We start from the raw sequence: 12278 nt of genomic DNA, 5'->3' as shown, positions 1-12278 counted from the left end.
CCGATTCAAACGAATCGGCTTTTATTTTTATCAATGCGTTAAACGGGTTTAACCAGTATGGTCTAAACGCGTACCTAAGGTTTCTAAATGCGTAATAAACGCATTGGTTTTCCGATCAGCAAAATAGTGCTTTAGCGTTTGTTCTACACTTGGGAATGCTAATTCTGTCCACGGAATTTCATGTTCTTCAAACAGGCGGCACTCAATACTTTCTTCGCCTGCGCCAAAGGTTCCATCGATCAGTTGGGCTTTAAATAGCACATAAATTTGCCCGATACGTGGAATATTGTACATGCAGTACAGTTGCTCAATTTCGACTTCTGCCTGTGCTTCTTCACGAGTTTCACGTGCAGCACCTTGTTCCATGGTTTCAAAAAGTTCCATGTAACCTGCGGGTAAAGTCCATAAACCGTAACGTGGTTCAATCGCACGACGGCAAAGTAAAACTTTATTGTCCCAGAGTGCCAAAGCACCACAAATGACTTTGGGATTTACATAATGAATATGACCACATTCTGTACAAACGCGACGTAATTGATGATCGCCCAGTGGAATTTTTTCAGTCGTTTTATGTCCACAATTTCCGCAGAAGTCCATATTCATCATCAATGATAAAGTTGCCACTCAGCATAACTGAAAAAAACAAGTTTGACATCTATTCTCTCCAAACCGATCAAAATTCAGCTATGATGAAATGAAGAAGAATAGAGGTGAGTGATATGGATGATCGTTCATTAACACATGTGTTACAACAGCATTTAAGATTCTCGACCCGTAAGCGAGAAGCTGAAGCTGCCGTGTTAATTGCGATTACTGATGAAGCTGACCCCAAAGTGCTCTTAACCCGCCGTTCAGTGTATTTGTCCAATCATGCAGGCGAAGTGTCTTTTCCTGGAGGCAAACGCGATCCGCAAGACACCAGTAATATTGTGGTTGCGCTGAGAGAAGCCCAAGAAGAAACCGCTTTAAATCCGTTTGATGTACAGTTATTGGGTGATTTACCCATGCAAAAAGCCCGTAATGGTATGTTGGTCAAACCGATTGTGGGTTTAATTCCGCCACAAGTTGAATTGATTGCTCAACCTTCAGAAATTGATCGAATCTTTTTTGCTTCCCTGCAAAATTTAATGGAAGCACCACCTACGCCTCATGAAGTTCGTTATGCGCAACAATCGTTGTATTTCCCCAGTATGCGGGTTGAAGATGAAATTGTCTGGGGGCTTACAGCAAGAATGCTCATTTCACTGTTTCAATATGGATTGAATTATCAAAAAGAATGGCCATTTTTATTAAATTCACCATTATTCTATGCCCAGCAGGCATTACTCAAAACCAAAGGACGTAATTGAACATGATGTACAAGTTTGCCGGACATGCACCCAAAGCCACGCATGTTCCTTTTGATGGTTGGGTGGCGGACAACGCAACCGTAATTGGTCAAGTTGAATTGGGACAACAAGTCAGTGTTTGGTTTGGGGCAGTGATTCGCGCAGATAATAGCAGTATTCACTTGGGCGATTTTACCAATGTACAGGAAAATGCGGTCTTGCATACCGATGCAGGGATTCCGATGCACATTGGAAATTACGTGACCATTGGACATCAAGCTATGCTACATGGCTGTACGGTGGGTGATAATTCTTTAATTGGAATTAACGCCGTGATTTTGAACAATGCAGTGATTGGAAAAAATTGCATTATTGGAGCAAATGCCTTAATTCCGGAAGGAAAGGTGATTCCTGATAACTCTTTGGTGATGGGATCGCCCGGGAAAGTGGTAAAAACGCTGGATGCCGATGTCGAAGCGAAATTAAAGCTGAGTGCTTTACATTATGCTGAACATTATAAGAAATTTACCCAACTGGAAGTTTTTGAGTTCTAAGAAAAGTGTTGTTTTTTTAAACCAAGCCGATGCTTGGTTTTTTTGTATCTAGATTGGGAAATTCTCGCGTCCAAGAATTGAGTAGAGTATGATAGCCCTCGTTTTTTAAGATAAAGTTGAAGCAAGGTTGAGCATGAAATTGCTGGCATTAGAAACAGCCAATGAACAGTGTTCTGTTTCTATCGTAGATGAAAATCAAGAACTGTTTTTCCAATTAGATACGCGTGCAAAGGCTCAAACGCAAACCATTTTACCTATGGTTGAACAGGGCTATGCTCAATTAGGTGTGACGACAGAAGATTTAACAGCGATTGCTTTTAGTCGGGGTCCGGGTTCATTCAGTGGTGTGCGTATTAATGCAGCCGTGACCCAAGCACTCGCTTGGTCACATGATTTGCCTGTGATTCCTGTATCAACTTTACAAGCTTTGGCGCAAGCTGCTTATCGACTACATGGTTTGACGGCTGTAACCGCAGTCCTTGATGCACGCATGAATGAAGTGTATATCGCGAGTTTTCAACTGGATGATCAAGGCATTATGCAGGCGGTTGATGAAGAACAATTATTAGCCTATCAACAGGCAGCCAGTATTACCCAATTTACTTTAGTGGGGCTGGGTTCAGCTTTACTTAAGCCTGATGCTTTAGAATTTAAAGATGTGGTCGCCACGGCACAAGATATTGCTCAAATTGCACGTGCAGCGGCGCTCAAAGCGCAATGGGTCAAGGCAGAAGAAGCCCTACCAGTGTATTTACGTGATAACGCATGGAAAAAAATTCCAGAACAAATTAAAGCAACTTAAGGTTAGATATGGATCTTTTATTATTATTTAAAGCAGCCATAATGGGCTTGGTAGAGGGGATTACTGAATTTCTACCGATTTCAAGTACTGGACACTTAATCTTAGCAGGTCAACTTCTAGATTTCTGGACACTTGAAAAAAGAGATATGTTTGCAGTTGCAGTCCAGATTGGTGCCATTGCAGCCGTAATTTATGAATACTGGAGTAAACTTTGGGGCGCTTTAATTGGTGGTCTAAAAGGACAAGAACAAGGTCGCCGTTTAAGTATTAACTTAATTATTGCCTCTATACCGATTGTGATTGTGGGCTTAACCTTTGGCGACGTTATTAAGGCTTATTTATTTAATGCCATTACCGTTGCGATTGCTTTAATTATCGGTGGTTTTATTATTTTGTGGGCCGAACGTCGTCCGCACAGCATTCAAACACAAGAAGTTGATGATCTGACTTATAAACAAGCGACTTTGATTGGTTTAATTCAATGTTTAGCCCTGTTTCCAGGCACATCACGTTCAGGTTCAACCATTATTGGTTCTTTATTTTTAGGTGTATCGCGTAAAGCAGCAGCGGAATTCTCTTTCTTCCTCGGCATCCCAGTTTTAATGGGTGCAGGCTTACTAGATATGTATAAAATGCGAGCTGATTTGCACAGTAATGATATGGCTGTTCTGGCTGTCGGGATTATTGTCGCATTTATCTCTGCACTTATCGTCATCCGTGCCTTAATTCGTTATGTGTCTAAACACGACTTTACTGCATTTGCGTATTACCGTATTGGCTTTGGTTTATTTATTTTGGCAACTTGGTGGACAGGTTGGGTCACTTGGTAATGCATTTATTTACAGAACCTCAGTTTCAAGCTCAGGCACAGCACTATGCGGCTGTGCTTGCGTCCCGCGGCGTTGAGGTTCAGGTTGAATCAATTGAAAAATTGAATGCGCGTTTTTTACGTTTAAATCCTGAATTGGCCTTGTGTGTCGATGAGCAAGGGCTTTGGCTATGCGCCAATGGCATGAAAATGCAGCCCGATTGGCAGGCAGAAATTCCACGTTTAAAACGTGCATCGCTTAAATCAGAAATGATTGCTCGTGCTTGCCAGTTGGCAGAAAAACCACGTCTAATTGATGCTACTGCGGGTTTAGGGCACGACAGTTTGTTGTTGGCGGCACTGGGTGCAAGTGTCACTTTGGTGGAGCGACACCCGATTTTATTTACGTTGCTTGAAGACACTCAGCGACAAGCACTGGCTCATCCTTATCTTGCCCCGATTGCAGCACGAATTCATTTGGTCTTTTCAGATTCGGCAGACTATTTAAAGCAATGTGCAGAACGACAGCAGCACAGTGATGTGGTGTATTTAGATCCAATGTTCCCGCAACGTGATCAGAATCAACAAGCCATTAAAAAGCAAGCTCAGGTCAAAAAGCAGATGCAATTGCTGCATTTACTGCTGCCAGAGCATGGCGAAATGGATTTGGGGGATCAACTGTTGCCTTTGGCTCAGCAGATTGCAAAACGTGTGGTGGTGAAACGCCCTCGCTTGGCGGTATGTCTCAATGACCAGCAACCGGATACGCAATGGCAGGGTGATGCTTGCCGTTTTGATGCCTACTTTCAGTTGGATCATCAGACCTTAGGATAATTGCTTCAATATTGGGCAAAGATTTGTTATATAGTTAAAAATAATATTGATAAAAACCTGATCAAGCATAAACTAACTATGCAATGAAGCGAGTAGCACTAGCCACCTGAAAACCTTATGAAGATTGATTTTAAGCCCTCCATTAATTTTTGGCACGATTTTAAAAGCAACCAAATGGCGGGATTGTGGCTGTTTTTGGGTTCGCGACGTGCATTACAAATTGTCCATCCTTCAATTTTACAGTTGATTTTCTGGGGGATATTAGGCGGTTGTGCCAATACCTTATTTAGCTGGCTCAGTGCGGGCGAAGTCGGTGAATTTAACTCGCAAGGTTTGGTCAGTTATGCGCTATGGCCTTTCATTGCACTGATTGTCGGTATTTTCCTCTCCCAACGGGTAAATAATCCACGTTTAATGTTGGTTCCCGCTTTATTGTGGTTGGTTTTAGATACCCATATCGCGTTATTACAAAGTTTCATCCAATATTTGGGCATGCTCGATATTCTGCCTTATGCTTTTTATGATTATTTGCCGACCATTTTTATGGTGCTGTTTGTCTGGCAAAGTCTGGCTGTGGTGTGGGTGTTCGCCCGTGAGTTAAAATGGCCATGGTGGGAACGTGCGCTGATTATGTTAGCAACACTATTTACTTTGGTGGTGTGGCAGATGTCAGTGAAGAGCCAACCCATTTGGAAAGTTGAAGATGTTCCGCCGACTTTTGCAGAAGATGCCTTTTACGCGCAAAGTCGACTACTGAATAAGAATTTACAAGCGATTGAATATGGAGAGTTTGCTCAGTCACATTGGTACTTTTTAGGGGTGGCAGGTGCCAGTTACCAAGATGTCTTTATGTCTGAAGTAAAACGCATTCGTGAACAATTCGATACCCGTTTTGGCACCTTTGGTCGTTCCATGATTTTGGTGAATAATCCTGCGACCCGTACTGAAATTCCAATTGCTTCACGAACCAGTATGGAACTGTCATTAAAGCGTATTGGTCAGCAGATGAACCGTGAAAGTGATGTGCTTTTCCTTTATATGACCTCGCATGGTTTGCAAAATGAATTTGAAATGGAAAATGCACCGCTCGATTTGGCACAAGTTGATCCAAAATGGTTACGAGATGCCCTAGACCGTTCGGGTATTCGTTGGCGCGTTATTGTGATTTCAGCCTGTTATTCAGGTAGTTTTGTCTCGGCATTACAAAATGATAATACTTTGATTATTACGGCTTCAGCAGCAGATCGGGCTTCATTTGGTTGTTCTAATGAAGCTGATTATACCTATTTTGGTCGCGCTTTCTTTGATCAAGCCATGCGTGAACAACATTCGATGAAAGATGCTTTTGCACAAGCCAAAGGCACCGTTGCGCAATGGGAAAGTGCTCAGGGCTTTGATCCTTCTGAACCACAATGGTCGATTGGTAAAAATATGGAATTGATGTTGCCACAATTAGAGCAGCGTTTGTTCCCACCAGAAACAACCACAGCACCAGTTCAAGCGCAAGCGGTTGCGCATACACCTTAAAAAGGAACTTAAGATGGAATTATTACAAAAAAATCGCTGTTTTGATGGTGAGCAACGCATTTATCGTTTTAATTCCCAAACTCTTAAAGGCGATAGTCGTTTTGCAGTGTACTTACCGCCACAAGCGCTTGAGGGTGAAGCTTGCCCAGCTTTGTTTTACCTTGCAGGCTTAACCTGTACCGAAGAAACTTTTGCCATTAAAGCACATGCACAGCGTATGGCGGCACAATTAGGTTTGATTCTGATTATGCCTGACACTTCGCCGCGTGGTGAGCAAGTCGCGCAAGGTGATCATTGGGATATTGGTCAAGGGGCGGGTTTCTATATCAATGCGACACAAGCGCCGTGGGCTGAACACTATCAAATGGAAAGCTTTATTGTCGATGAGCTTTATGATCTAGTAGCACAACAATTCCCGATTCAAAAACAGCGCATCGGCATTTTTGGTCATTCGATGGGTGGGCACGGTGCATTAACGTTAGCATTTAAATATCCTGAAAAATTTAAATCAGTGTCAGCCTTTGCACCTATCTGTGCACCGACTCAATGTCCTTGGGGAGAAAAAGCATTTTCTGCCTATTTAGGTAAGCATCAAGCGCTTTGGAAGCAACACGATGCGACAATATTGGTGGGCGAAAAAGGTGCTTTATTTAATGAAATTTTGATTGATCAAGGTTTGGATGATCAATTTTATAGCCAGTTGCACCCTGCATTATTTCAACAAGCCTGTGCGCAAGTTGGGCAAGCCCTGACCTTACGCGAGCATGCAGGCTATGATCATGGATATTATTTTATTCAAAGTTTTATGGATGATCATCTGCAATTTCATGCCGTACAACTTGAATCTTAAATCACTTTTCCAAATGCGCGGAGTTTAACTCCGCTGCCATTCTGTTTCAAATTCTTGCTGCGCCATACGGCTTAAATGATCAAGTACCACGTTTTCCAAGTGATCCATTTTTTCTGCGGACGTAGTAATTTCAACCGCTAAATATTCTGCGTGTGGGATAAGGCTAACCTGTGCTTCTGGCATAAGAATCTCAAATTGCTGTTCAGTTTCTTTCACTTCAAATTTATGTTTCCAGTGATTATATAAACGCTTGGCAATACGGGCAGATTCTAGTGTGGCAATTTGGCTCGAGCTTTTCATTTTTTTTCATCATGAGGTTGGAACTTTACCATAACAAATCTAGCAGGCTTGCATAGCGTATCACTGCAACGCAATGTTGCAAAAATGAAATGTCACAGACCTCGGTCGCAGTTTGCTATAATGATGCCATTAAATTAATGAACAGCCAGGTTAATCCATGTCCAAGCCTTATTTAATTGCACCTTCTATTTTATCTGCTGATTTTGCACGTCTAGGTGAAGATGTTGAAAAAGTATTAGAAGCAGGCGCTGACGTGGTGCATTTTGATGTGATGGATAATCACTATGTACCGAATTTAACCTTCGGTGCAGGGATATGTAAGGCATTAAAAAACTATGGCATTAAAGCACCGATCGATGTGCATTTAATGGTTTCTCCTGTAGACCGTATGATTGGTGATTTCTTGGAGGCGGGGGCAGATATTATTACTTTCCACCCAGAAGCCACTGACCATATTGATCGTTCTTTACAGTTGATTAAAGCAGGCGGCGCTAAAGCAGGTTTAGTCTTTAACCCAGCAACTCCATTACATTATTTGGATTATGTATTAGATAAAGTTGATCAAATTTTATTAATGAGCGTAAACCCTGGTTTTGGCGGACAAAAATTTATTCCAATGACCTTGGAAAAATTACGTCAGGCACGCAAGATTATTGATGCCTCAGGTCGTGACATTCGTTTAGAAGTCGATGGTGGTGTTGGTCCAGCAAACATTCGTGAAATTGCAGAAGCAGGCGCAGATATGTTTGTCGCGGGTTCAGCCATTTTTGGTAAACCAGATTATAAAGCTGTGATTGATGATATGCGTGATGAACTTGCGAAAGTGGGTTCGGTTACAGTGTAAGTCTTATCAATAAATATGGTGTGAATTGTGGATAACTTTGTGGGTAAGCTTGTAGATATCTATGTAGATAACCATATGGATATCTCGTTTAAACAATAAACAATTTTGCATCAAGTGTTTATGGATTAGACTTTATATGTATAAAAAGAGCACATTTGTGCTCTTTTTTATTGTTATTAAGCTTTGAAAAAATAGTTGTTTTATTCAGCTGAGCTTAAAAAGCATACAGATTAAAAAATAATAAATATCAGCGAATTTTAAAAATAAATACTCAATGAAACCTAAGCAAAAAATGAGAAAAAATTGTGTCTCACGCATTTGTTGGGTATGCTGTATAGACGAATTTTGCTGTAATGACCTTCCTCATTTAGGATTTTAAAAGTGTCAACGACTCTCCGCAGACAGTCTTGGTTAGTTTGCTTCATGGCTTTTGTCATGGGGTGGAGTAGTCTCGTGTTTGCATCCACAATGCCTATGCATGCAAAAATGCTGCAACAGCAATGGGTGGATCGGCAGCAAGTCGCAGCAGTAGTTATTCCTGAGCATAAGCAACATCATGTTGCTAAGACACATCCTGATTGTCATTCAACAATGGCCGTCCAGCATCAGCAGCATAATGCACATATGGATGCTCAAAAGAATCATTGCGAAAGTGGTTTGCAGAGTAGCGCAGTCAAACAATGTGCGGATTGTGCTCAATTACATTGCCAAACTTTAACCGTTTGGCTAGATACCTCAGTTGCAGAATCACTCCAACAGCTTTCTCCAGATGCGTTAACCAATTTACATAGCCGCTACACGGCTAAACATTTAATTGGTTATTGGCAAGAAATTTTACGTCCTCCCAAAGCTTAACTTTATTCCAGAAACAAAATTTTTATTAATTTCGAATAAAGGTTAAGTCATGTCTATTTTATTTCGTCACAGCCTTTTGATTGGGCTATGTGTATTTTCATCTTCTTGGACTTTGGCTGCGGTCAAGGAATATCATTTAACCATCGATGAAGGTTTGGTTAATGTTACTGGTAAACCGCTGAAACGTATTATCGTAAATGGCAAGTTTCCAGCCCCCTTACTTGAATTTGAAGAGGGGGATGAAGCGGTTATCCATGTCCATAATAATTTAAAAAATCAGGATTCTTCCCTACATTGGCATGGTTTATTGTTGCCTGGTTTGATGGATGGTGTACCTGGTTTTAACGGGTTTACAGGGATTAAACCCAATCAAGATTTTGTCTACCGTTTTAAAGTTCGCCAGAATGGAACTTATTGGTATCACGCCCATTCTAAAGGGCAGGAACAAGATGGTTTATATGGCGCTTTGGTCATTTATCCGAAAAATAAACAGCCCTTAGCAGCACATGAAAAAGCTGAACGTGATTATGTGGTCATGCTGTCAGATTTTCATGAACAAAAAAGCGATCAAATTCAGAAAAATTTAAAAATTTCTGCTGAATATTATCAAAACCAACGTGAGACTTTGGGGAATGTTTGGCAGCAAACTCAACGTGATGGACTGAAAGCCACATGGTCTGATCGTAAAATGTGGAATCAGATGCGGATGTTGAAAACAGATCTGTCCGATGTGACGGGTTATACCTTTTTGGTCAATGGTAAAACGCCTGAACAAAACTGGACTGGACTGTTTAAGCCGAATGAAAAAGTCCGTTTACGCTTCATTAATGCCTCTGCCATGTCCTTTTTTGACGTGCGGATTCCGAACTTAAAAATGACGGTAGTCAGTGCGGATGGTCAACCCGTTCAGCCTGTGAATGTCGATGAATTTCGTATTGGAACGGCTGAAACTTACGATGTAATTGTTGAGCCAAAACAAGCGCATTATCAAATTGAAGCTGAATCCATAGATCGTTCTGGTTTTGCCATTGGGACCTTGCAGAATGAACTTGCTGCTGTGAAGCCAGCCATACAGATGCCACAAGCTCGACCGCGCGCCTTGTTGAATATGGCCGATATGGGACATGGTAGTGGTGATCAATCTTCCAGTATGGATCATTCGAAGATGAATCATGCAGCAATGCAGAGCATGGATCATTCGATGATGAATCATGCAGAAATGCAAGGTATGGATCATTCGATGATGAATCATGCAGAGATGCAGGGCATGGATCATTCGATGATGAATCACGCAGAAATGCAAGGTATGGACCATTCAAAGATGAATCATACGGAAATGCAAGGTATGGATCATTCGGAGATGAATCATGCTGAGATGCAAGGTATGGATCATTCGAAAATGAACCACACGGAAATGCAAAGTATGGATCATTCAATGATGAATCACGCCGAGATGCAAGGCATGGACCATTCAATGATGAATCACGCCGAGATGCAAGGTATGGATCATTCGAAGATGAATCAAGCAGAAATGCAAGGTATGGATCATTCGAAAATGAACCAAGCAGAAATGCAAGGTATGGATCATTCACAGCATCAACAGATGACATCGACTCAAAATAATGCTGTGGTTGACGGTTGGGCAAATGCTTCTACGCCAGCAGGTGATAAGGCCTTGCAATATAGTGATTTAAAATCATTAACTCCACAGCCAGATACCCGTGAAGCAAGCAGTGAATTGGTGATTCGTTTAGGCGGCACTATGGAACGCTATATGTGGACAATCAACGGGAAAAAATTTAGTGATGCAGAGCCACTGAAAGTGAAGTATGGCGAGCGTATCCGAATTAAATTTATCAATGACAGTATGATGGCGCACCCGATGCATTTGCATGGCATGTTTATGCAATTAGAAAATGGGCAAGCAGCGGTCGATATGCCAAATAAACATACTATTGTTGTGCCCCCCGCAAAAACGGTCACGGTACTCTTAACCGCCGATGAATTGGGCGAATGGGCGATTCATTGCCATTTGCTGTACCACATGAGCGCAGGCATGATGAATAAATTAATTGTTGCCAATGTAACAGATGGGAAAGTATCAACAACGCCGATATCAAAAACTAACCTTTCTAAAGATCAAAACTCAAATACAGAACAACAAGGAGATCAACATGCACATCACTAATTTATTGCCGAAAATTGTTCTCCTCAGTTCATTATTATTGAGCCAAGTGGCTTTCGCACAAGAACAACAGGCACATGCTGCACATCAGTCCATGACTGAATTAGAGGGTCATCACGCTGAGATGGATCATTCTCAAATGCAGCATGAAATGCACAATATGGATCATTCCAACATGCAGCAGATGGCAATGCCCGTCAGTTCGAAAGAACCATCTTCAAAAAAAGAATCCCGCGATGCTAAAAAGAAACAAGCCAACACTGAACAGCAGGGAGATCAACATGCGCAGCATTAATGTATTTCCACAGACTGTTCTGGCGGGTTCTTTGTTGTTGCTGAGTCAGTTGACCTTAGCACAAGCACAGCAAGACCCTACCGTGCATCAGCAGCAAACTGAATCACAGGGTCAGCAGGCTGAAATGGATCATTCTCAAATGCAGCATAATATGCCGAGTATGGATCATTCCAGCATGCAGCAAACGGCATCTTCTGGCATGACTTCAGCTCCTGATTCTGTCAAACCAGTACAAGCGTCACAATCAACAGATCATTCACACCATCAACAAGTTCAGGGGAAAGAAGAACCATCTGAAAACAAGCATTCAGGACATGATCATCGTGCAGAACATGGTGCTCAGATTTATGCAGTCACGACTGTGGATAATAAGTGGTTGTTGAATGAAGAGGGGAAAGGCACTTTAAAATCTGAATTTGAAACCCGTATTGGTACAGATGAAAATAAACTCTTTATTAAAGCGCATTTGGATAAGCATGAGTCACATGCGGCTGAATATGAGGTAAAGACACTCTATAGTCGTATGATTTCAGACTTTTGGGATGCACAAATCGGTACACGTTACCGTGTAGAAAAGGTCGAGTTAGATCAGCATCGTAAAGATACGGAAGAAAAACTGGATGCCGTAATTGGTTTACATGGTTTGGCGCCGTATTTCTTTGAAACAGATGCCTATTTATATGCAGGTGCAGACCAGTATTCAGGCTTTAGTCTGGAAACAGAACGAGATTTGTTGCTGACACAAAAACTGATTTTCAAACCTTACTTAGATGTAGATCTTGTGTTTAGTGATGATTCTAAATATGCCCAAAAAACAGGCTTGAGTAATGTGACGGCGGGTTTGGAAACCCGTTATGAAATAAGCAAAAAGGTCATGCCTTATATCGATATGGCTTATGAATATTCAAAAGGCAAAGACGCAACACCTTGGCAAATTGAAAGTGGCTCTGAAAAAGGCTGGCTCTATGGTGCAGGCATTCGTTTTAAGTTCTAAGATTTGAGTTTACTCGCGTTTTATTCAGTTTAATAAATTCATAAGGCTTTTAAAACTTCGGTTTTAAAGCCTTATTTTTTATAGGTGTATTTAATGTTATTG

Annotated in this window: 14 protein-coding genes; 12 read left to right on the top strand and 2 right to left on the bottom strand. The window is 41.5% G+C overall.

What is annotated here, in order from left to right; all coding sequences use genetic code 11:
* Positions 1–48: 48 nt before the first annotated feature.
* The gene (locus E0H87_RS07010; RefSeq protein WP_131322952.1) at positions 49–597 is read right to left on the bottom strand and encodes an NUDIX hydrolase; all 549 of its coding nucleotides are present in this window, start codon (positions 595–597) and stop codon (positions 49–51) included.
* A 122-nt stretch (positions 598–719) separates the two neighbouring features.
* Here E0H87_RS07010 and E0H87_RS07005 point away from each other — a divergent pair, with 122 nt between their 5' ends.
* From E0H87_RS07005 to fghA, 7 genes are all read left to right on the top strand, one after another.
* The gene (locus tag E0H87_RS07005; RefSeq protein ID WP_131322923.1) at positions 720–1349 is read left to right on the top strand and encodes an NUDIX hydrolase; all 630 of its coding nucleotides are present in this window, start codon (positions 720–722) and stop codon (positions 1347–1349) included.
* Positions 1350–1351: 2 nt separating this feature from the next.
* On the top strand, positions 1352–1882 hold the full coding sequence (locus tag E0H87_RS07000) for a gamma carbonic anhydrase family protein (RefSeq protein WP_131322922.1): 531 nt from the start codon (positions 1352–1354) through the stop codon (positions 1880–1882).
* 133 nt (positions 1883–2015) lie between these two features.
* On the top strand, positions 2016–2684 hold the full coding sequence (tsaB, locus tag E0H87_RS06995; RefSeq protein WP_131322921.1) for a tRNA (adenosine(37)-N6)-threonylcarbamoyltransferase complex dimerization subunit type 1 TsaB: 669 nt from the start codon (positions 2016–2018) through the stop codon (positions 2682–2684).
* 8 nt (positions 2685–2692) lie between these two features.
* Positions 2693–3514 (top strand): undecaprenyl-diphosphate phosphatase, encoded by an 822-nt coding sequence (locus E0H87_RS06990; RefSeq protein WP_131322920.1) that lies wholly within the window; start codon positions 2693–2695, stop codon positions 3512–3514.
* A complete protein-coding gene (locus E0H87_RS06985; protein WP_171458344.1) occupies positions 3514–4326 on the top strand; it encodes a class I SAM-dependent methyltransferase in 813 nt (270 codons plus the stop codon). The genes E0H87_RS06990 and E0H87_RS06985 overlap by 1 nt, the downstream gene beginning before the upstream one ends.
* Before the next feature lie 117 nt (positions 4327–4443).
* On the top strand, positions 4444–5853 hold the full coding sequence (locus tag E0H87_RS06980; protein WP_131322918.1) for a C13 family peptidase: 1410 nt from the start codon (positions 4444–4446) through the stop codon (positions 5851–5853).
* 13 nt (positions 5854–5866) lie between these two features.
* Positions 5867–6703, top strand: coding sequence for an S-formylglutathione hydrolase (gene fghA, locus E0H87_RS06975; RefSeq protein ID WP_131322917.1), 837 nt, complete (start codon positions 5867–5869; stop codon positions 6701–6703).
* A 24-nt stretch (positions 6704–6727) separates the two neighbouring features.
* Here fghA and E0H87_RS06970 read toward each other — a convergent pair whose 3' ends face one another.
* Positions 6728–7003, bottom strand: coding sequence for a DUF2218 domain-containing protein (locus E0H87_RS06970; protein WP_131322916.1), 276 nt, complete (start codon positions 7001–7003; stop codon positions 6728–6730).
* 157 nt (positions 7004–7160) lie between these two features.
* Here E0H87_RS06970 and rpe point away from each other — a divergent pair, with 157 nt between their 5' ends.
* From rpe to E0H87_RS06945, 5 genes are all read left to right on the top strand, one after another.
* Positions 7161–7847, top strand: coding sequence for a ribulose-phosphate 3-epimerase (rpe, locus tag E0H87_RS06965; protein ID WP_131322915.1), 687 nt, complete (start codon positions 7161–7163; stop codon positions 7845–7847).
* A 453-nt stretch (positions 7848–8300) separates the two neighbouring features.
* Complete coding sequence (locus E0H87_RS06960; RefSeq protein WP_131322914.1) at positions 8301–8702, top strand: hypothetical protein; 402 nt, start codon at positions 8301–8303, stop codon at positions 8700–8702.
* A gap of 49 nt (positions 8703–8751) precedes the next feature.
* Positions 8752–10890, top strand: coding sequence for a multicopper oxidase domain-containing protein (locus E0H87_RS06955; RefSeq protein WP_131322913.1), 2139 nt, complete (start codon positions 8752–8754; stop codon positions 10888–10890).
* Positions 10877–11182 carry a hypothetical protein gene (locus E0H87_RS06950; RefSeq protein WP_131322912.1) on the top strand — a complete coding sequence of 102 codons (306 nt, stop codon included), beginning with the start codon at positions 10877–10879 and terminating at the stop codon, positions 11180–11182. Before E0H87_RS06955 ends, E0H87_RS06950 begins: the two co-directional genes overlap by 14 nt.
* Entirely contained in the window at positions 11169–12176 is a 1008-nt protein-coding gene (locus E0H87_RS06945) for a copper resistance protein B (RefSeq protein ID WP_131322911.1), read from the top strand. The genes E0H87_RS06950 and E0H87_RS06945 overlap by 14 nt, the downstream gene beginning before the upstream one ends.
* The last annotated feature ends 102 nt before the right edge of the window (positions 12177–12278 follow it).

The sequence above is a fragment of the Acinetobacter sp. ANC 4178 genome, from assembly GCF_004331175.1.
In the GTDB taxonomy this organism is placed as follows: Bacteria; Pseudomonadota; Gammaproteobacteria; order Pseudomonadales; family Moraxellaceae; genus Acinetobacter.
The sequence above is the reverse complement of the archived record's forward strand: the minus strand, read 5'-3'. Positions and strand labels throughout refer to the sequence as shown.